Here is a 22,709-nt window from a genome sequence, read left to right as displayed (position 1 = left end):
TGAAACTCACGATAGAGATATAAATGCAAGTATAAATATATTAAAAGAAGGATTAAGACTAATAACAATTCAAAATAAATAACTTATGTAAGAACCGTAGGAACTACGGGGATAGCCTGTGGAGAATACATATTTTAGTATGCAAAATTCTATGAAGCAGGAACCTTGTGACTTTAGTCATGGGAGGTTCAGAATGTGTTTGATTTTCATGCATAAAATAAATTCAGTTAAGTTTTTCAGACCAATAGAAAGTAAAAATGATGGTATACTAGGATATGTAAGTCATAGCTATAAAAAAGATAATCTTTATCAAAGTATAGGAAATTTCTTTATAGGAATTGCACCTATTATAGGTGGAACAATAATGATTATTTTAATTTTTAAGATATTACTGCCAGATAGTTATATGAAAGTGACTCAAAATATAGATTTAAAGTTATATGTAAGTATGATTAATAATTTAAATATAAATGGTTTTATACACATTATTTTAGGTGATATTTCCAATTTTATAAGAATAATGTTGTTAACACCTAGTGTATATTCATTGAAGTATTTTATATTTATGTTTTTAATGTATTCTATATCTACACATATGTCACTTAGTAGTGCTGATTTAAAAAATAGCTTAAATGGTCTGAGCTTTATAGTTATAGTTATTTTTGTAATAAGTTCAATTGCATACTTATTTGGATTTGATAACTTGAATATATCCAGTTTAATAGTTAAGTATAACATATTTATAAGTTTCTTTATGGCAATAGGGTTTATTTTTTCAATAGTAACTCTCATAATATCCTATATTTTAAGCTTAGTCAGCCCATTTAAAAACTTTAGTTAAATAAATACATATTTTACTAATATTTGGTTTCGTTAGAAACATATAAAAATATTATATAAAAAAGATTTTAGTAGAGCATAAAAAATTTCTCAATATATTTTAAAATATTTCTATAAATATATTGAGAAATAAAAAAAGAGTACTTAAATTAAACTAGTCTTTAAATGTGGATTTAGGGAATAGTTAGTTATAATTTCATCTAAAGCACTGCTAATCTCTTAAAAATGTAAAAAATGATTAAATTAAATATTTATACTCACTTGGTATAAATATCAAAAAATAATATAAAAGATTTATATTTTAGTTTTAGGAGGTTTAATTTTGAATAATGATAAGAAAATTATAAAAATACATAATAAATCAGATAAACCTGACAATATTGTCATCAAAGAAAATGAACTCATAGAAAAATGTCTACTTTTGGAAAATAAACTTCCCGTATTTATGAAGGACTATTTTATATATCTAAAAGGTTCTGTTGCAGTTTCCACACGACTTGCTTATTTAGAAGACATAAATTTTTTCTGTTCGTATTTGATTGAAACCAAAGAATTAACAAATGCAGATTGTATAAAAGATATTACAGAAAATGATTTTAATAAAATAAAATCAAGAGATATAAATTTATTCTTAGGTGACTATTGTAGTAGATATTATAAAAATACAGAAAAAAATACATTAATTTTTGAAAATAACAATAGAGCTTTGGCAAGAAAAAAATCATCCATCTCTACTCTATTTAAGTTCTTATACAGAAACTCCCAAATAGATAACAATATAACTGATGGCTTCAATCCAATAAAGCTTCCTAAACCTCAGCCAGATGCTATTAAGCGTCTTGAGATAGATGAAGTTGCTAAGATGCTTGAATCAGTAGAAACAGGTGAAGGGCTTACAGAAAAAGAAAAGGTATACTGGAGAAAAACTAAGTTACGTGATAAAGCTATATTGGCCTTATTTGTTACATATGGGCTTAGATTAAATGAACTTAGAGAACTCAATGTATCCTCTTTTAATTTTTCAAGAGGTGAATTTAAAATATATAGAAAGCGTGGAAAAGAAGTTTTAATGCCTATAAATCACACTTGTGAACATGTAATAAAAGACTATTTGCAAAACGAAAGAACAAGGGATGATTTATTAAATGATGAGGAAAAAGATGCTTTATTTTTATCTCTTCAAAATAAGAGAATTACAGCAAAAGCTATAAGAACACTAGTAAAAAAATATACATCTATTCCACTTGATACTACTAGAAATAATGGATATAGTCCTCACAAACTAAGAGCAACAGCTGCGACTTCTCTAATCCAAACAGGATTTTCTATATATGATGTTCAAAACTTACTTGACCACGATAATGTCACAACTACTCAGCTTTATTCAGCTCATAAGAAGAATGTAAAACGTGATATAGTTAAGAATTTTGAATGGATTGAGGATGATTAAAAATTAGGAACAAATGTTTGCAGATATAAATGGATTATGTTATAATTAAAAATATAAAGTGTATGGAAATAAAAACAAAATATGTTTGGAAATGAGTGATGTTATGTATTTAGATCTAACTGAAAAGCAAGTCTTGATATTGGAATTTATAAAGTCTCAAATCACATTAAAAGGTTATCCACCTGCTGTAAGAGAAATATGTACTGCTGTAGGATTAAGATCTACTTCAACTGTGCACTCTCATCTAAATAAACTTGAAAAACTGGGATACATAAGAAAGGACCCTACTAAACCAAGAGCTATTGAAGTTTTAGAACGTAGTAAAGTAAATGATGTTTCTGGAGCTAATCAAGAAATAATAGAACTTCCTTTAGTAGGTCAAATAACAGCTGGAGAACCCATTTTAGCTCAACAAAACATAGAGGAATACATTCCATTCCCTGCCAGTTTAGTAAAGGGCAGTAATAATTTTGTATTAAGAGTAAAAGGCGAAAGTATGATTAATGCAGGAATTTTAGATGAAGATTACGTTGTAGTAGACAAAAAAAATACAGCCTTGAATTCTCAGATAGTAGTTGCACTTATAAATGGTGACTCTGCTACAGTTAAGAGATTTTTTAAAGAAGGAAATTTAATAAGACTTCAGCCAGAAAATGATTTTATGGAACCAATTATGCTCAATGACTCAGAAGTTGAAATTGTAGGTATTGTAACTGGTGTATTTAGAGTTATAAAATAGCTATTAAAGAATGCATAAAAAAATAAGCTATTCGTATAGATAAAGTGTGTTATCTATTGATTATAGCTTATTTTTTTATTCATTTATTTTATTTTTTATTTGTAACTCTTTTTATTATTTTCCATAACATATATCACATGGGTCATTTTTCTTACTTTCTGCAATTGTTCCTGATAATATTTTTTTACTTCTTGAAAGACCACTACAATTTTTTGTCGAGTGATAACTCTTTCCTTTTGGAGTAAAATACACTACTTCTGCTGAATTTAATACATTTTGTTCTTTATTTGAAGATTCATTTTTAATTGTATTATTATTTGATTTTCCATAGTTTCCATCTTCCCTAACACCTTTGTTATAACTTCCATCTTCACAACTTGTAAATACTCCATCACCTGTTGATTCAAATATTATATCTGAACATTCATCGCTTCTATGTACTTTTACTCCCATTTTTTCTAATTTATTCATTGTCTCCTGGTGTGGATGACCATATGAATTACCCTTGCCTACTAAAAGAACTGCATATTCAGGGTCTACTTTATTCAAAAACTCTTGAGATGAACTGCTACGAGAACCATGATGAGCTACTTTTAAAAGGTCTACTTTACCAAGTTTCGGTAGTATTTCTTTTTCAGTGCCTTCTTCAGCATCACCTGTAAATAAAACTTTATCATTCCCATTAGTATATACAAGGACTAGAGATTGCTCATTAGTAGTATCTCCTCCATTTGTATTTAAAACTTCAAAATAAGAATCTTCTAAATAAAACTTATTATTTTCAAGTGGTACACTTGGAGATAAATCTTTATTTGCCAAAGCATTTATAAAATCTCTATAACTCTTTGTTTCTGCTGAACCATTCGATACAAAAACATTTTCTATATTGAAGTTTTTGACAACAGAATCAAGTCCACCTAAATGGTCTGCATGAGAATGGGTAGCTATAAGATATTTAATATCTTTTACACCTTGATTATTTAGATAGTCTACCATTAAATTCTCATCGTCGTTATCTCCTCCATCTATCAATGTAAAAGTTTTGCCATCTTGAATTAATATTGCATCACTATTTCCAGTGTTAATAAAATGAATTTTTACATTCTTATCGCTTGATATACTACTAGATAAAGAATCTTGATTATTTGATTGATTATTTCCATTGTTTGATGTAGCACAACCAGTTAAATAAATTGATGTAAATACTATCAATAAAAGTATCAAAGCTTTAATTTTAGAATTTTTTTTATTTTTTATACTTCTTTCTATCACAAACTACGCCTCCATATTCACAATATACTAGTAATTATAACATGATATGCGTTTTTATGATATTTTTTTACATAATATTTTAAATAATAGATTATAGTACAATAACATAGAAAATTGACACTGTATAAGTTTTATATTATATAAAATGAAACATTTTACATCAGTAGTACCCAGTTATGCATTTTAAACGACCATTTACGTTTAATATATTGCAAACTTCTCCCAAAAACTATAATATGTTAAGTATCAACAAAAATAAATAAACTTTTTCCTTAAAGAAGGCTTAAAGCTCACACCAACTGCCTTCTTTTTTTTTACAAAAATTTAATTATTTATTTTGATTAATATTTATTTCATATTTTAGTTCTACTCTTCTAGATGCATCTCTATTTACATTATTATCACCATTTTTTATGAGTTCAGCTTTTGATCTTCCTATTGCGATAATATGTTTAGTCACCTTATCTTTGTATTTATAATCACCTATTTCATCTCCTACTATAAATTTGGCAACGCTATATGCTCTTCTTTGCGATAAATCTAAGTTGTATATATAACTTCCCACATCATCTGTATGACCCTCTATAACTATTTTGGATATATAATCACCATAATCCTTATAAATAGTTTCTATGTACTTTGGAACGAATATTTTTAACATTTCTTTGGCCTCTGGTTTTAAAACATCACTATCTACATCAAACATAGTTCTTTCACCAAAAGTTACTTGACCATTAGTTTTATCTACTTTCACAGGTATTCCGCTTTTTTTAAAGGTTTCCTCAACAGAAGCATTGACGTTTTTAGCTAAATCTTGTTCGACAGAACCTGAAATACTTTCTGAGCTAAATAGGATAAGAATCACAACCATCAATACAGTAGATAATAAATCTGTAAATGTTGGCCAAAAACTACTCTTTTCAAATTCTCTGTTAATAGTTCTTCTATATTTATTATTCATTTAACTCATCCTCACCTACGACCTTTATTTCTTTACCTTCTATCTCATAAATCTCCTCACTAAAAGGATTAAATACACTGTCAACATCATCATTAAATAATTCTTCACTATCAAGAGGAACTTCATCGTGCATAAAAGAATTATTAAACATAACATCTAACTTATCTTGAATATCTAAAGAATTCTCAAACATTATATCCAGTTTAACTTGTAGGTCATTAGAAAAGTTTTCAATAATACTTGAAAGATTTTTTATTGAGTCATCTAATGTAAATTTTTCATCTAAAAGGATTTTTTGGTTTTGAGATATTTTACTTTCATGAGTCATTAATTTAGTTAATAAATCTTGAGCACTTCTTTCATATAGAGCAAATCCTGCATTTATATTTTTTATATAATCTCTAATTTTGAACTGGCTTTCAGTTGCATTATATATATTTTTTGAAGATTCTTTTATGTCAAATAAAATCTCTTTATTTATATTATCTTGATTATCGTATTTATCAAACAACTTTACAAATTTTAGATTTAAAATATTAAACTGTTTATCTAATTTTCTTACACTCTGGTCAAATGTCTTAATAGAACTCTGAGAACCTTCTAAAAGGCTTTTTAAAGCTTCTATACCGCTGATAAATTCATCATTAAAGTCATTTAAATCTTTAGATATTTTATCAAATTTTTCAATAGCTTCTATAGACTTACTTATTTGTTTTATCGTATTTTTTACATCTTCTACTTTTAAATCCATTCTTTCTGATTTAAAATGAGTTATCTCAGATGTTAATAAATTTTCAGACTTTAACATTATTTGTATCAAAACATGTTCACAATCTTTTATCTTAGTAAAGTAACCTATAATTAGAGAAAATACAACTCCAAATATACTAGTTGTAAATGCAGTTTGCATACTACTAATAGTTGAAGGAAGTGAATTTATAATGTCTTTAGTATCAACACATAAAAGCATTGCAGAAAGCCCAACAAATGTACCTAAAACTCCAAGTAATATACTTATTGAAGATGAATTTTTTATGCTTCTAATCTTCTCTAACAATGGCAAATCATTATGCTTTAAATCAGATACAACTTCTTCTATGAATGACGTTATATTTACGTCTGCATAAGGATTTTCTTTACTATATACATAGTAATCATCCCTTACCTTTTTATAAAACTCACTCGTTTTATAATCTCTATTGATTTCTTCTAATTTTGAACTTACAAATGAATATACTCTGTTATTTTCTAGTATTTTAAAAACAGAATATACAGTTATTGCAAGTAAAAACAATATAGTTATTGGATTAGTAAATATTGACTCTATTAAATTAGTTATTATGTTACTCAATTTTATCCCCTACCTTATAATTTATTTATCTATAATTTATACGTACAAGTTACTAAGAAAATACGTAAATAAACAAAATATTTATATTATATTTATGAAAAATGGTACAAATAGGTCATATTGTTAATAACATAATATATACGAGCTAAAAGTTATAGGGGGTGGCATAATGAATGACAACATAGTAGAAGTTAAAAATATAAATATGAACTTCTACACTAAGGAAGGCGAGCTTGAAGTATTAAAGGATGTCAATTTTAACTTGAAAGAAGGAGAAATATTAACTTTGCTTGGTCCTTCTGGAAGTGGTAAATCTACAATCTTAAATATTCTTACTAATCTTTTAAAACCGACTAGTGGCGATATAAAGATTACTGGAAATATTGGATATATGTTTCAAAAAGATAATTTGCTTGAATGGAGAAATATAATGGACAATATAACTATTGGATTAGAAATTCAAGGCAAAAAAGATAAGAAATCTTTAGATAGAGTTGAAAGCCTTTTAAAGACTTATGGATTATGGGATTTTAGAAGTATGTATCCAAAAGAATTATCTGGAGGTATGAGACAAAGAGTTGCCCTTATTAGAACACTTTCTGTAAATCCAGATATTTTACTTTTAGATGAACCTTTTTCAGCTCTTGATTATCAGACTAGACTGTTAGTTTGTGATGATGTTTATAGTATTATTAAAAATGAGAATAAGTCCACTATTTTAGTTACACATGATATTGGTGATGCTCTATGTATAAAAGTGCAACATCAGAAATTACCTTTTCATTTCTCTACCTCTCGGTAGTCAATATTCCCGCCCTATTCATTTGAATCTTTCAGCAAAAAATCACCTTGATAATATTATCAAAGTGATTTTGTTGAAATTATTATTTTTATATTACTTCATTTGAGCATCTATATCTTTATTAGCCGTTTCTGTAGCTTTTTTCATAGCATTTTCTAGTGTTTCATCACCTAATATAACAGCAGGCATCCAGTTAGAAAATTCTCTATCTATGATTGGTAAAGTTAATCCTTTTTGCCATACTGTACCATAATCCGCTCCTGCTATATGAGACTTTAATACGTCATTTTCATCCACCTTAGTATCAACTGCTACAGACTTTCTAGATGGCAAAGTTCCACTTCCCGTTGTCCAAGTTGTCATACCTTCTTTACCTGTTGCATATTTTATAAATTTCCAAGCATTCTCTTTGTTTTTAGATTCCTTATTCATAGCATAACCAACTGTAAATAACAGACTAGATTTTTCACCTTTATATGTTGGCATCTCTAAAGTTCCATATTTAACATCAGGGAAATTATCTCTTAAATGACCTACTACCCAGTTACCTTCTATCATTATTGCTCCTGCTTCAGATCCAAACGCATCACCATTCCATCCATAGCCTAATTCTGCTGCTTGTTGAGTTGATCCACTTTGATATAATGAATTAACTAAATCTAAAACTTCAGTAACTTTAGAATCACTTAAATTTGAATATCCTTCACTATCTACAACTTCTCCTCCATTAGCTTCAATAAATCCCATAACTCTAGGTAATAGGGGGTCTATCATAGCTGCTTTTTTACCTTCTGGTAGCTTTGATTGTAGCTCACTAAAAAATTCAGGCCACTTTTTAAGTTCTGTTGGTATGTCATCCTTAGTATATCCAGCTTGTTCTAATAAACTTTCATTATAATATACTGATAAAGATGAGTAATCTTTTGGTATTGCGTAAGTTTCCCCAGATTCATCTTTGAACCCATTTATTAAATTTGGATATATATCATTAACATCATATTCTTCATCTACATATTGATTTAACGGCTCTAGTACACCTGAATCCATCATTTCTGGTGATAAGTTAACATCTAAATAAAATACATCTGGAGCTGTTCCACCTATTAAATCTGTTTTTAATTGAGTATTATAATCTGTATAAATTTTCTTTTCTACTTTTACTCCTGTTTTCTCTTCAAACTCAGATATCATTTGTGTAAGGGCTTTCTCTTCTCCTTGATTTCCATTCCATACACCAACTGTTACCTCTTTATTTTCTGTTGATTCACTCTCTCCTTCATTCTTTGAGCTACATGCGACTAAACTTGTACTTAATATCGCTACCATAGCTAGCGTTGTTAATTTTTTGAACTTCATATAGTTTTCCCCCTCAAATATACAATCTTTTTTTCTTATACTTCAATATTATACCGAATCGTTTCGGAAGTCAATGTTTTTGAAAACATTTTCCATGTTTTCATACTCTAACTTATATTAGAAGAGGTATCTTTAAATACTTCTTCTAATAATTATCCTATATTTATTATCCAACCTTCTTTATTCATACCATCTACATATACAACTACTTCGTCATCTAATCTTTCTACTTTTATATCAAAGTACTCTGCTCCTATAAGCATTTTCTTTATCTCTATATAGTCTAATTCTCTAGGAAGAGTTGGTTTTATAGTTATAGTCCTATGATACGCATCAGGGATTATTCCCATTATTCCACTTGCTATTGTCCAGTTTACACCATAGCTTGACCAAGATTGTAAGAAACATCCCTTATCAGGTAAGTTTTCGCTTATAGCACCAGGCATACCACAATATAATAGTTTAGATAATTTTTTAGCATATAGCCCTTCTTCTTCCACCCAGAATTTTTTATCTATTTCTTCTTTTATTCTTGGTATTAATTCTTCACATTTTTTACAACTTCTATATCAAAAGCTCTAAAAGTAGTGTTAACTTTAGTTGGTTCTATATTAAAAGTAGTCGCCTCTAAATCTAATTTTTCATTATTTTCAAATATACTTAGACTATATTCATTAAATAACTTTATAGGATATGCCCAAACACCTGCCATCTCTCCTTCTACATGACATCCTATTCTTGGAAATTTTCCATTTTGATTTGCTATAGAGTACATCCTATTTCCTACTACTATATATGGATCATTTAAATTTTGAGTTTTAGTTATACTTTTCATATTTACCCCTTATTAATATTATTTATCTCCACCCATTCTTACACCTTCCATAAAGTATTTGTTAAATAGTGCGTACATTATAAGTATAGGAGTTATTGTTATAATAGATGCTGCCATTATATAGTGCCACTGTGCAACATATTGAGTCTGAAACATTTGAAGTCCCAATGTTAAAGTATATTTATTTGGATCATTTAAATAAAGCATTGGCTTCATAAATTCATTCCAGAATCCCATAAATACAAATATAGCTTGTGTTGAAAGTGCTGGTTTTGCCATTGGTAATACTATTTTAAAGAATATTTGAATTCTGTTTAGTCCATCAATTGATGCGGCTTCCTCTACTTCTTTAGGGAAGTTTAGGAAGAACTGTCTCATCATAAATATGTATGTTGCATTTACTGCAGCTGGTATTATTATGGCTGAAAAACTATTCAACATACCTAACTGCTTTATTATTAAGTAGTTTGGTATTATAAGTATTTGACCTGGTACCATCATTATAGCAAGTATAATATGAAATAATTGTTTTTTTCCAGGAAAACTAAGTCTAGCAAGAGCATATCCTGCCATACTGTTAAATATTATATTTAAAACAGTTCCTACTAAAGCTATAGTAAAAGAGTTTGAGAACCACTTTCCAAAATCAGATGCTGTACTAAATATATATTTATAATTATCCAAGCTAAAGTTCTCAGATAAAATGCTAAGTCCTCCACCTACAATTTCATTGTATGGCTTAAATGATGCTGACAACCCCCATAAAAATGGATATAGCGTTATTAATGAATATATTACCAATATAGTATAAACTAACGTTTTTCCTATTTTACCTTTTTTCATTTACATCACCCCTCAAACTCTATATTTCTTCTTTTTGTAATTTTCTTGCAATCATAGATACTATAAATATCACCACTGCAAGTACTACTGCTATAGATGCTGCATATCCCATTGTTCCATTAGTCTTAAATGCATATTGATACATTGTTAATGCAACTGTAAGTGTAGAGTTTTGCGGTCCACCAGAACCATTTGAGAATATGTATGCTTGGTCAAACATTTGGAAACATCCTATTATCCCTTGTAATACAACAAATACTGTTACTGGTGCAATATTTGGTATAGTTATTCTAAAGAATTTTTGTATAGCATTTGCACCATCTATAGAAGCTGCTTCATATAAGGCATCTGGTATATCTTGAAGGCCTGCTAAGTATATAGTCATAAAAAATGGTACTGTAGACCATATATTCATGACCATTATGACCTTAAGTGAAAAATCTGGATCTCCTAAGAAGTTTATTGCTTCTCGCATTATTCGTGATGACAATAGAAATTGATTTATTGGACCATTTACACTAAATAAAAACATAAATATCATCGTAAGCACTGCGGATGATGTTAGAGTTGGTAAAAACAATACTGTTCTTATCAAGTTTCTAGCCTTTAACTTTTGATTAAGTACGTATGCTAACACTAAAGCTATAAATGTTTGAGTTGGAACAACCACTATAACATAATTAAATGTATTTTTAAATGCAGTCCATATACGCTCATCATTCAGTAAGTTTATATAGTTGTTTAATCCTACAAACTCATATGATACATCTCCTAGTAAATTTACTCTTGTGAATGATATATATAATGAATAAATTACAGAAAATAGTGCAAATGTACCGAGTATTAATACAGTTGGAGTGATAAATCCATATGCGTGTAATAATTCTCCTTTTCTTTTATTTGAACTTATTTTCTTATCTTTTATCTCATAAAAAGATTTTATATTTTTTATTTCTGAGTCTTTCGGATCTGATGCATATCTTTTCCCCATTTTTAAACCTCCCCTATGAAATATTTTATTTTTTAATCCTATTATATTCCAAAACGTTTTGGAATACAATATATTACGTTAATTGTTTCTGTTCTATTTTTTCTATAGTTTCCTTTAATCTACTCGTATTTGGTATGATAATTTTAGCATGACCTAAATTTTCTTCACTTCCTATACCTATTGATAACATATTAGAATCATTTATGGCTATAACTCCAGCTTCCGAGTCTTCTACACCTATACATTCTTTCGGATTTAAGTTCATAAGCTTAGCACCTTCTAAAAATATATCCGGTGATGGCTTTCCAGTTTTAACACTCGCTGGGTCCACTATTACCTCAAAATACTCCCTCAATTGTAATTTTTCTAATATAAGTGGTGCATTTTTACTAGCTGATGCTAGAGCTATTTTTATATCATTTTCTTTTAAATACAGTAATGTTTCCTCTATATTATCCATAATATCATTCGGTGTTAATCTTTCCAGCAATGTTAAATAATAATCATTTTTATATTTTGCTAACTCTTCTTTTTGTTCATTTGTGTAAAACTCTGCTTTGTTACCTTTTTCAAGTATTCTTTCTAATGATTCTCCTCTGGATATACCCTTTAATGTTTCATTAAATTCTCTACCTATATCTATACCTATTTTATTAGCTAAGTCTTTCCATGCTATGTAGTGATACTCAGCTGTATCTGTTATAACTCCATCTAAGTCAAATATTACTCCTTTAATTTTCATTCTTTCTACCTCTCTTTTATCTATTTATCTTATATTATTTCTAAAATAGGTTTATAGGATTGCCCCTCCCATAAACCCATCTTCTAATTAATTCAGTTAAATTAGGCTAATGAAGTAGCCTTTTTTAATTCTATAGTGATGTCGTCAACTAAAGTGTATTCCTTATTTTCATGTATAAAACTTACTTCTTTATTATTTGTAGTATTTTGTATATATAATTTATCTCTAGTTATACTAATTTCTAATACATCTGATTTCCAATGTATCGAGAACTTCAACTCATTCCATGTACTTGGTATAGATGGATTTATTCTTAATTTACCATCTATCATCCTTACTCCACCAAATCCATTAACTACACATTGCCATACTCCACCTAAAGAAGCTGCATGTATACCTGCATCTGAAGTTTTCATATTTGGACCTAAGTCTATATCACAAGCTTTTCTAAATAATTTGTATGCAAGTTCATTATAGCCTAAATCATTTGCAAGTACACAGTGCGTAGATAAACTTAAAGATGAATCATGCAGTGTTTTAGGCTCATAGTAATCCCAGTTAGCTCTTTTTGTTTCTTCAGAGAATAAATCTTCTAATAATAAGAATAATACCATTATATCAGCTTGCTTTGACACTTGTATTTCATTAGCTTGCTTCATATTATAATCTTTGAAGAAGCTACCTACAATTTCTTGATTTTTATATTTTGTTAAATCTATTATTTCTTTCTCTAGATAGGTATCATCTTGAGGTATCACATTAATTTCATTTGGTTCTGGAAGATATACTTTATCTTTCTTTGATTCCCACTTTATAAAACTTTCAACCAGATTTAATTTTTCATTTAAACTAACAAAAAGTTCCGGTCTATTTTCTTTTAACTCATTGTAATATTTTACAGCTAAATCTAAGTTCCATCTTGCCATATAATTTGTGAATGCATTATTATCTACATGTTCTTTATACTCATCTGGACCTATTACTCCATTTATTTCATATCTATTTTCCTCTTCATTCCATTCTAATCTTGATTGCCAGAATGTAGCACAATCAAATATGATTTCATATCCATAATTATCCATAAATTCTTGATCATTAGTAACGTTGTAATATTGCCATGTTCCATATACTACATCACTTGTAACATGTATTTCTATAAATCCTGTCCAGATTTTTTCAGGTTTTCCTGTTACTATATCAACAGCCCCCCATACCGGTGTAACTTCTCCATCTTCAAGCCATGCTGATTCCCAAGGGAATTGTGCTCCTTCATATCCATTTTCCTTAGCTTTTTTTCTAGCTCCATCTAATGTTAAGTATCTATATTCTAATAAATATCTTGCCACTTTAGGGTCATTATATATAAAATATGGTAACATAAATACTTCAGTATCCCAGAATGTATGACCTTTGTATCCTTCTCCTGATAATCCTTTTGCGCCTATGTTCATTCTATTATCATGAGCAGGTGTCATTATCACTAAATGATATTGAGCAAATCTCATTGCTAATTGTTCATATCCATCTTGTGAATCTATTATGATCTTCGCATTTGACCATATTTTATATTCCCAAGCTTTAGCAGACTCTACTTGTAGTATTTCATATCCCTTAGCGCTTTCAGTTTTTAGCTCTTCTAGTGACTTAGTCTTTAGCTGTTCATATGATAAACCTTTACACTCTTTGTCTCTTGAAGTAAATACATTAGATATTTTCTCAAGCATTAAATTTTCATTAGCTTTTAATTCTATATCATAATTATAGAAAATTTTTCTTCTATCTATAGCTATTAAACTATTCACATTACAAGACGCATTATTTATCTTAAAATTGTGAACTGTATTTAATACAAAATCTATTTTTGATTCTGTAGTCTGTTGAGTATATTGAACAAACTTAGAATCATAAACTCTTTTTTTTCCTTCTGTAAAGTGTTGTACTCCTGTATTTGATACCTGTCCATTTATACCTGATTGTAGATTTATTTTGATGTCTTTTTCTAAAGGAGTTATACTTACACTTTGTGCTATTAAGTGGATATTTTCTAAAGATACAAATCTTTTAAATTCAAATCTTACCTCTCCACTATTTTCACTAGACCATATAAAATGTCTTATTAATTCTCCAGTCTTGATATTTAATTCCCTTTTATAATCTCTAAATTCGCCCTCTAAAAGATTAAATCTTTCGCCATTTATATATATCCTTATCTCAGTTAGGTCAGCCACATTTGGAAGTTCTGTTACCTCATCTTCGAATTTATTAAAAGTTCCAGCTACAAACATATCTCTTGATTCACCAACATATTTTTCTTCTGTTGCTGATCTAAGCCCTAGATAACCATTTCCTAAACACATTATAGATTCACACTTACCTAAGAATTTAGATTTAAAATCGATTTCAGAAACTATCCAGTTTTTGTATTCTCCTTGACCTAAATCATATTTCATTAAAGTCATTTACTCCACCTCGTTATATATATTTTGTTTATAAGCACATTCTACCGAAACGTTTCGGGTTTGTAAAGAAAAAAAAGAAAAAATATCAATTTATTTTTTCTTTAAATAGATTCTCGTATCAAAACACTACATTCTGATTCTATAATACCCATTGGTTCTTCTTTTTTTAAATAATTTATAAGTAACTTACACGCCTTATATCCTTTATCATAACTATCTTGCTTTATTGTAGATATAGAAGGGGTTATATAATCAAGCAAAGTAATACCATCAAATCCAAATATAGATACATCATTTGGGACACCTTTATTTAAATCCTTACATGCATTTAGTGCTCCTAGTGCCATTATATCACTTGCACAAAATATTGCATCTACATTTTCATTTATTAATTCTATCGCACATTGTTTGGCTTTTTCAAGTTCATACTCACCATTTTTTATTTTAGACTCCTCTATAGCTAATCCAGATTCTTTAAGAGCTTTTGTATATCCAGATTTTCTTCCTATAGATACATGTGCTTTTTCATGCCCATTTATAAAACCAATATTTTTTCTTCCATTTTCAATTAATGTTTTCGTTGCTATGTAAGCATATTTATCATTATCTATTACTACAGACCCCACACTTTCAGTAAGATATGGTATATCTATAAATACAGTCGGAAAATCTGATTTTATTAATTCTTTTAAACTTGGATCATCTCTTTTTACCCCACAAAGTATCGCTCCACTTACATTTCTTTCTTTACAAAACTGAAGATACCCCTTTTTATTCCTAAGTTTTTCAGAGTATAAATATTGAACTACTTCATATTCATTTTCTGTAGCAAAATTGAACACTCCACTCATAATTTCTATAAACATATCATTTACACTTATGTTATGTCTTTCAAATCCTACTATTATAAGTGCTATAGAATTATCCACTTTAGTGGCTAGTTTTTTAGCTGATAAATTCGGCACGTATCCAAGTTCTTTTACAGCTTCCATTACCTTTTTTTTACTAGCTTCACTTACATCACTATGATTATTTATTGCTCTAGATACCTGTGTTAAAGATAATCCAGTATGTTTTGAAATATCTTTTAATGTTACCATTTTTCATCCCTCTCATTTTTTCTTAATATGATTATAAAGTCTAGCTATAATAAAATCTAGACTTATATACTAAAAATTACAGTCATATAATTTCTAGTACTACTATACACTTCATTATTTTACCATAGATGGTACAAATCATGCACTTAATTAATATATATACCACAAAAATTCATGGTGGTAACTTAAATGAACTGAGGATATTATGAACAAAGATATCTCCTATTCAAATATAATACATATAAAATAAGGTAGAAGTAGCCCTCTGTCTGTTTTATCGACCCAGGAGCATTTCTACCTTACTAATATCAAACCAAATTTTTTCTAACTTAAAGTTTCGTTTTTAAGCTTTTTTACAACCTCTATATCTCTTCAAATGCACTTCTTATTCTATTCATACATTCTTCTATAATTGGTCTAGGTGAAGCAACATTTATTCTTTCAAATCCTGCTCCTTCTTCTCCAAATATGTATCCTTCATCTAGTAATACCTTCGCCTTGTTAAACATTATATCTTCAAGCTGTTTTGCATCTAATCCATACCCTCTAAAGTCTAACCAAACTAAGTAAGTCCCTTGAGATTTTGTCATTTTTACTTTAGGCATATACTCATTAACAAAATCTTCTACATATTTAATATTGCCATCTATATACTCATTTACTTGATTCATCCAATCTTCACAATCATTATAAGCAACTTTAGTAGCAACTATTGCAAATGGATTGGGTAAGAATATGGCTAATTTAGCATCTGTTTCAAGTATCCATTTTTCTTGTAATTCTTTATTATTGATTACTATATTTGATAATTGCATACCAGCTAAGTTAAAACTCTTACTTGGAGCTGTACAGGTTATTATTCTATCCTTATAATCAGGGCATGCTACTTCTAATGGTATGTGCTTTTCACCTTTACGAATAATATCACAGTGTATTTCATCAGATATTATCCATAAATCATATTTCTTACATATATCTACTATTTTTCTAAGCTCTTCTTTTTTCCATACCCTACCAACTGGGTTATGAGGACTACATAATATAAACACCTTATTATTTTCATCTTTAGCCAACTCTTCAAATCCATCATAATCCATAGAATAATGACCATCTTCAAACTTTAAAGGACTATTGACTACCTTTCTTTCATTATTAGTTATCTTAGCTTCAAAAGGATAGTATACAGGCTTTTCTATTATTATACCATCACCCTTTTGTGTCAATATTTGTATGAAAAAGCCTAATGCAGGTACAACCCCTGGGCTAAAGAATATATTCTCTTTTTCTATTTTCCAATCAAATCTTCTCTTAAACCATCCGCATACAGCTTTATAATAATCATCAGTTTGTTGAGAGCTATATCCAAATATTTTTCTGTCTATTCTTTCATGCATTGCATTAATTATCTCAGGAGCACATGCAAAATCCATATCTGCTACCCATAGTGGTAGTGCATCTTCTGAAGACCCTGGCATAAATTGAGTCTTAAGATCATATTTAAGGCAGTTTGTTCCACTTCTATCTATTACTTCATCAAAATTGTATCTTACTTCAGTTGTTTCCATTTTCTTTCCTCCCAAAATTATTAAATGTGTTTTATAACCAAACTTGTCCACCTATTCCTACTGGTATACCTATTGTCATCCAAACTACTACTAAAACTGCAAGTACTGCAAAGTATCCTATAGTGTAAGGTATCATAGCTGAGAATATAGTTCCCATACCTGCATTTTTATCGTATTTTTGAACTGTTGCTAAAAGTATTATAAAGAATGCATTTAATGGTGATAAATGATTAGTTACAGAATCCCCTAATCTATATACAAACTGAGTAAATGCTGGATGTATGTTTAATTGCATTAACATCGGAACAAATACTGGTCCAAATATCATCCATTTTGTACTTCCACTTATAACAAATATATTTATAAATGCTACTAGCACTAAAAATAGCAGTATTATAGCTTGTGGTGGTAATGGCAATGAGTTAAGTAATGCTCCACCTTTTATAGCTAGTACCTGTGCTAGGTTAGACACTGAAAATAGTGTTAAGAACTGACCTATAACTATTGCAAGTACGATAAACGGTGTCATTGCTGCCATTGATTGACATAATATATCATTTAAGTCTTTTACAGTCTTGATTTTACCAACCTTCATTCCATACACAATCCCTGGTAAGAAGAATAGTATCACTATAAAGAACTGTAAGCAAGACATAAGTGGTGCCCCAAATATTAAAGAACCTTCTGGACTTCTTAAAAAACTATTAGCCGGTATACATAAAGCAACTAATAATGCTACGTAAGCTAACACGGTAAAACCTGCTGACTTTGCTGCTTTTGCTTGTTCTTTTGTAACCTCAAAACCTTGATTATCATCCATGCCTTCTGGCTTACCAGTATATTTACCTAATTTAGGTTCTATAAATTTAACAGTTACTATTGTTGATACTATAGCTACTATAAATGCAGATACAAATAGTGCATAATAACTAGCTAATAATGTCATATCAAACGCAGGTTTAATAGTTTGAGCTGCTGATACAGTTATTGGTGTTAGCGTAACATCCCATCCCCCAGGAATTACAGCTGTTGCAAATCCACCACCAACTGATGCAAATCCACAGAATATACCAGCTAATGGATTTTTGCCTAATCCATAAAATATTGCCCCTGCAAGAGTTGGTACTAATACGAAAGCAGCATCACCAGCTTGATTAGCAAATACTCCTATAAAAGCTATTATAAATACAACGGCATTCCCCTTAACTTTTGATAAACTCATTTTTATAGCAGTTGAGAAAAATCCTGTTTTTTCACAGACCCCTGTTGCAACTGCCATAACTAGAACTACCCCCAGTACAGGGAAGTTTTGGAAGTTCTTAACAAACCCTTGCATAAATAGTACTAAACCTTCTGCACTTATTAAGTTCATAACTTCTATTAACTTGCCTGTAGCAGGGCTTGTTGCTGAAAAACCTAAAAAGCTTGCTATTGCAGATAATACTACTACTATCAATGTAATATATGTAAATAATGCTAGTGGATGTGGCATTTTATTTCCAACTCTTTCAATCCACCCTAAAAATCCTCCATCGCTTTTTTTCTTATCTTCCTTTAATGTACTTTGCATTTTTATCCCCCCATTTATAAAATTAGATTTATTTTAGTTATTATTTTTTATTTAAAAATTCAACTGCATATTTAGCCATAAATTCTAAACCTAACTTTAATGTATCTTCATCTATATTGTACTTAGGATGATGTTGTGCATATATTATTCCTTTTTCTTTGTTACCTACCCCTAGATAACAATAAAAACCGGAATACTCTTTTAATATTTCACCATAACAATCTGATGCACATATTGGCTCATAAGGATCTAACTCTAATCCATCTATATTAGAAACTACTTCTTTAGCCATCTTAACTGCTTCTTCATCATTTATAACAGGTCCTATACCTCCAGTATGAGTAACCTTCACATCCACTCCGTAAACTTGTCCAACACCCTTACTTATTTGCTTTATAGTATCAAACACTTTTTTACCTGACTCTTCAGTAAAATGTCTGTATCCACCTATTACCTCTGCACTGTTTGGAATAATATTTCCTATTGTAGTTCCTCCATGTATTGCACATGCATGTACAACACATTGTTCTAGTACACTTACATGATTAACTGGTATAGAGGATACTTTTAAAACTATATCGCAAGCTGGCTTTATCGGGTCTATACTTTGATCCGGTCTAGAACCATGACCACCTCTACCTGTTATATCTATTCTCCAACCAGAACCACCAGCCATACGAGGTCCTGGTTCAACAGAAATTTTACCAGCTTCAATATTTGACCAAACATGAGTAGCTATTAATCTATCTGGCCCTCCATTTTCCTTAAAGTACTGTATTATCTCATTGTATCCTCCACCAACTTCCTCAGCTGCTTGGAAAACTAATAATACTCTACCTTCTAAATCTTCTTTTATGTCATTTAACATATGTGCAAGTCCTAGTAACATAGCTCCATGAGCATCATGTCCACAAGAATGCATTATTCCATCATATTCTGATTTGTATTCTACATCTGAATCTTCTTTCATTGGAAGCGCATCTATATCTCCTCTAATTGCAATTGTCTTACCTTCTTTTTTACCTTTTATCGTAGCTATTACAATATTTGGTTCAATAGATACAAAAGGTACCCCTATTTTTTGTAGTTCTTCCCTTATTCTTTGAGCTGTTCTTATTTCTTTAAAAGATAATTCTGGATACTTATGGAATTCTCTTCTCATCTGAATTACATAGTCTTCATATTTTTCACTTAATTGTTTTAAATTCATAACATCCCCCTAAAATAGTTATTATAATTTAAATATAGTTTAGTGTCTAAACTATATTTAAATAGTAGCACTACTTTTTCCTCATGTCAATATAAAACGTTTTCATTTTTGTTTTTCTCAATCATTTTAATTTTTTTCTGCATTAAGTCGATAAGTTATAGCATTTTTCTATTTATATTTCTATTTTCATATTAATCTATTGAAATTTTTTTATTTGTAACAAATTATATAATACTAGATTCTAAACATCAAAAAAGTTTAGCAGTTAAACTTTAAACCACTAAACTTTTTAATTCTATAAGTATTATTCATATAATATGTACTTAATCACTACCTCCATATATTAGCTATATATCATCTATTTCTTTCTATTTAGTTTCAATCTTAGCTACTCTTTTTCAGAATCATTATTTTCCTGTGGAGATTCTTCTAATAAATTAATAAACAAATCAATTACTTTATAAAAACTATCTATTTCCTCTAATGTACATTCTTTGATTAAGTATTCAAACGTTCTTGTAACATCTATGGTATCATATAGCTTATGTGCCTTACTTAACTCTACTCCTGATGTTGTCGGATATAGTAATATAGTTTTTGCATTTCCTTCTTTTTTTTCTTTAGTTATATAACCTTTTTTCTCTAATTTAGATATAGTCTGAGATATTGCACCTTTAGTTCTATTCCACATTTTAGCTAATTGAGTTGGAGTTATTCCTGGATTTTCTTCAATCGCTGTTAGTATATGTACCTCAGCCATGTTTATAAGTTCACCAGTACCATAATCTTTAGGCTTATTGATAAACTCATTATATAATATTACAAATTTATATAATGAGTTTGATTTCGCTTTAAGATACAAAAAAATATCATTCATACTTGCTTGTTCTTTCTTTACTATCTCTTCCATATAGCGTCTCCTTTTAAGTCACTTGTTTCTATATATATTCTAATTGATAAGATTCTCTTTTTAGATATTATACCATATTAACTTTTATTTCAATCAATAAAGGAAGCTATTGGAAAAGTTTCTTATTTATTCTGTAATCTATACAAAATATTTTCTTATAAAATAAGAAGGTGTACAACTCCAGGCATGACAATAACTGTTTATTATCCTTGAACCATAAGGAGATACAAACTTATCGTTTGGATTATATAACTCCCAGAAACAATCAGCTCCATCCTTAACCATTTCACCCCAATAACCTTTTATACATTCAAGAGCTTTTTCTTTTCTATTATTTAATATTAAACATTCAACTAGATGATGATATGCATACGGAGTAACTATATCCACATCAGGTGGATTATTTAATAAATTATCTAATATCTTTGTATTTGTTTCTTTATCAAATACATCAGCAAGAACACACCATATTTGAGATATCCAAGAAACTTGCTTTTCACTGCCACTTACAAAGAATCCTTGTTTTTCATCCCATAAATGATTTTTAGCACCTTGAACCACTCTATCTATTTCATACTCAAGCTCTTCTTTTTTTTCACTATCGCCTAATATTACAGCTAACTTATGAGCTTGTTTTAAAGTATATATTAATACTCCTTGTGCCCCTGCCTGTTTGTTTAATCCCTCTTTCCAATCTAAGAAACACCACCAATCATTACTATCATAAACCACACCATTAATTCCAACTCTTTCTAAAGCTAACTGAACTTGAATGTATGCAACTTTCCATAATTCTTTTAAAACTTCCATATCCTTAGTTGCCTCATAATAGTCATATAAACATGATATAAAGAATAATGAATAGTCAAATAAAGCAGTATCATCCACTAATAATTTAGGTTCTATAAATAAACATGCTCCTACTTGACCTCTATTTTGAGTTAACCCTGCGAAAAGATATAAACATCTTTTTACTAAATCATTATTTTTAAAAGTTTCATAATTTGTTATAGCTTGTAGTCTTAAATCTCCTATCCAAAGGCGTCTATCACGTTTTGGACCATCTTCAAAAACAGTTTGCATACAATCTTGCATAGTTTTCAAAGCTATTTTATCTATTTGAATTAAGTCATCATCAATATTTGATAAATAATTTATCTTTGACATATCCACTGATGATACAAAATTACAATACACATCTTCTACTATTACTTTATATTTAGGAGATGTATCTAATACCTTTATTTCCAAATATCTAAATGCATATCTTCTTTTCATATTAATTTTATAAGGTAAAATATCTATATGCATAGTCTCTTCTTGAATCCAGCTACCACTTATACTTCCTTTGTAAGTTGAACTATCCTCTCCTATTTCACATAATGTTTCTCCTAACTTAATTCTTAAATGAGCAGGTGCATCTGGTGGGCTACCTATTGGCTTTATTTTAAAGCTTACATATCCCACTTGGTGATTCCCAAAGTCAATACAAATGCTCTCACCCTTGCCTAAACTTATATTAGATAGTTCATTTATTGACTTTGTATCTACAACTTCCCAATCATTTTTACCCATTTTAATATTAACAATTTGCTTAGGTTTAACTAACTTTTCTACAAGGTTTGGTTTTAGTCTTTCTGCTTTATCTATGAAATCTTGATTAATCTCCATTTTAAAGTCTTTTATACTATTTGTAATACTGGACATATTTTT

General features: G+C 29.1%; 20 protein-coding genes. 4 read left to right on the top strand and 16 right to left on the bottom strand.

Annotated features, from left to right (window positions below; all coding sequences use genetic code 11):
* Positions 1 to 193 precede the first annotated feature (193 nt).
* The 3 genes from IR152_RS05130 (at position 194) to lexA (ending at position 3,029) form a co-directional block, all read left to right on the top strand.
* Entirely contained in the window at positions 194 to 841 is a 648-nt protein-coding gene (locus IR152_RS05130; protein ID WP_227450724.1) for a hypothetical protein, read from the top strand.
* Positions 842 to 1,162: 321 nt separating this feature from the next.
* On the top strand, positions 1,163 to 2,290 hold the full coding sequence (locus tag IR152_RS05125; protein WP_227450723.1) for a tyrosine-type recombinase/integrase: 1,128 nt from the start codon (positions 1,163 to 1,165) through the stop codon (positions 2,288 to 2,290).
* A gap of 103 nt (positions 2,291 to 2,393) precedes the next feature.
* Entirely contained in the window at positions 2,394 to 3,029 is a 636-nt protein-coding gene (gene lexA, locus IR152_RS05120) for a transcriptional repressor LexA (RefSeq protein WP_227450722.1), read from the top strand.
* A gap of 114 nt (positions 3,030 to 3,143) precedes the next feature.
* Here the strand turns inward: lexA and IR152_RS05115 are convergent, their stop codons facing one another.
* The 3 genes from IR152_RS05115 to IR152_RS05105 form a co-directional block, all read right to left on the bottom strand.
* A complete protein-coding gene (locus tag IR152_RS05115) occupies positions 3,144 to 4,301 on the bottom strand; it encodes a ComEC/Rec2 family competence protein (protein WP_227450721.1) in 1,158 nt (385 codons plus the stop codon).
* A 328-nt stretch (positions 4,302 to 4,629) separates the two neighbouring features.
* Positions 4,630 to 5,262, bottom strand: a complete 633-nt coding sequence (locus IR152_RS05110) for an OmpA family protein (protein WP_227450720.1) — start codon at positions 5,260 to 5,262, stop codon at positions 4,630 to 4,632.
* Positions 5,255 to 6,613, bottom strand: a complete 1,359-nt coding sequence (locus tag IR152_RS05105) for a hypothetical protein (RefSeq protein ID WP_227450719.1) — start codon at positions 6,611 to 6,613, stop codon at positions 5,255 to 5,257. The genes IR152_RS05110 and IR152_RS05105 overlap by 8 nt, the downstream gene beginning before the upstream one ends.
* A gap of 169 nt (positions 6,614 to 6,782) precedes the next feature.
* On the opposite strand from IR152_RS05105, the gene IR152_RS05100 reads away from it, so the two are divergent.
* Positions 6,783 to 7,415 carry an ABC transporter ATP-binding protein gene (locus IR152_RS05100; protein WP_227450718.1) on the top strand — a complete coding sequence of 211 codons (633 nt, stop codon included), beginning with the start codon at positions 6,783 to 6,785 and terminating at the stop codon, positions 7,413 to 7,415.
* A gap of 93 nt (positions 7,416 to 7,508) precedes the next feature.
* Here the strand turns inward: IR152_RS05100 and IR152_RS05095 are convergent, their stop codons facing one another.
* The 13 genes from IR152_RS05095 to IR152_RS05035 all read right to left on the bottom strand — a co-directional run bounded on the left by IR152_RS05095 (position 7,509) and on the right by IR152_RS05035 (position 22,703).
* A complete protein-coding gene (locus IR152_RS05095; RefSeq protein ID WP_227450717.1) occupies positions 7,509 to 8,771 on the bottom strand; it encodes an ABC transporter substrate-binding protein in 1,263 nt (420 codons plus the stop codon).
* Between the two features lie 152 nt (positions 8,772 to 8,923).
* Complete coding sequence (locus IR152_RS05090) at positions 8,924 to 9,271, bottom strand: hypothetical protein (RefSeq protein WP_227450716.1); 348 nt, start codon at positions 9,269 to 9,271, stop codon at positions 8,924 to 8,926.
* 38 nt (positions 9,272 to 9,309) lie between these two features.
* A complete protein-coding gene (locus tag IR152_RS05085) occupies positions 9,310 to 9,606 on the bottom strand; it encodes a hypothetical protein (protein WP_227450715.1) in 297 nt (98 codons plus the stop codon).
* 18 nt (positions 9,607 to 9,624) lie between these two features.
* A complete protein-coding gene (locus tag IR152_RS05080) occupies positions 9,625 to 10,449 on the bottom strand; it encodes a carbohydrate ABC transporter permease (protein WP_227450714.1) in 825 nt (274 codons plus the stop codon).
* A gap of 19 nt (positions 10,450 to 10,468) precedes the next feature.
* Positions 10,469 to 11,440, bottom strand: a complete 972-nt coding sequence (locus IR152_RS05075; RefSeq protein WP_227450713.1) for a carbohydrate ABC transporter permease — start codon at positions 11,438 to 11,440, stop codon at positions 10,469 to 10,471.
* 73 nt (positions 11,441 to 11,513) lie between these two features.
* The gene (pgmB, locus tag IR152_RS05070) at positions 11,514 to 12,182 is read right to left on the bottom strand and encodes a beta-phosphoglucomutase (RefSeq protein ID WP_227450712.1); all 669 of its coding nucleotides are present in this window, start codon (positions 12,180 to 12,182) and stop codon (positions 11,514 to 11,516) included.
* 101 nt (positions 12,183 to 12,283) lie between these two features.
* Positions 12,284 to 14,641 carry a glycosyl hydrolase family 65 protein gene (locus IR152_RS05065; protein ID WP_227450711.1) on the bottom strand — a complete coding sequence of 786 codons (2,358 nt, stop codon included), beginning with the start codon at positions 14,639 to 14,641 and terminating at the stop codon, positions 12,284 to 12,286.
* A gap of 101 nt (positions 14,642 to 14,742) precedes the next feature.
* Complete coding sequence (locus IR152_RS05060) at positions 14,743 to 15,741, bottom strand: LacI family DNA-binding transcriptional regulator (protein WP_227450710.1); 999 nt, start codon at positions 15,739 to 15,741, stop codon at positions 14,743 to 14,745.
* Positions 15,742 to 16,103: 362 nt separating this feature from the next.
* Positions 16,104 to 17,306 carry a MalY/PatB family protein gene (locus tag IR152_RS05055; RefSeq protein WP_227450709.1) on the bottom strand — a complete coding sequence of 401 codons (1,203 nt, stop codon included), beginning with the start codon at positions 17,304 to 17,306 and terminating at the stop codon, positions 16,104 to 16,106.
* Between the two features lie 31 nt (positions 17,307 to 17,337).
* Positions 17,338 to 18,876, bottom strand: a complete 1,539-nt coding sequence (locus IR152_RS05050; RefSeq protein WP_227450708.1) for an AbgT family transporter — start codon at positions 18,874 to 18,876, stop codon at positions 17,338 to 17,340.
* A 40-nt stretch (positions 18,877 to 18,916) separates the two neighbouring features.
* Positions 18,917 to 20,086, bottom strand: coding sequence for a M20 metallopeptidase family protein (locus tag IR152_RS05045; protein ID WP_227450707.1), 1,170 nt, complete (start codon positions 20,084 to 20,086; stop codon positions 18,917 to 18,919).
* A 388-nt stretch (positions 20,087 to 20,474) separates the two neighbouring features.
* A complete protein-coding gene (locus tag IR152_RS05040) occupies positions 20,475 to 20,996 on the bottom strand; it encodes a MarR family transcriptional regulator (protein WP_227450706.1) in 522 nt (173 codons plus the stop codon).
* Between the two features lie 138 nt (positions 20,997 to 21,134).
* Entirely contained in the window at positions 21,135 to 22,703 is a 1,569-nt protein-coding gene (locus tag IR152_RS05035) for a sugar hydrolase (protein ID WP_227450705.1), read from the bottom strand.
* Between the last annotated feature and the right edge of the window lie 6 nt (positions 22,704 to 22,709).

Origin of the sequence: Clostridioides sp. ES-S-0108-01 (genome assembly GCF_020662285.1) — a bacterium.
Classification (GTDB): domain Bacteria; phylum Bacillota; class Clostridia; order Peptostreptococcales; family Peptostreptococcaceae; genus Clostridioides.
The sequence above is the reverse complement of the archived record's forward strand: the minus strand, read 5'-3'. Positions and strand labels throughout refer to the sequence as shown.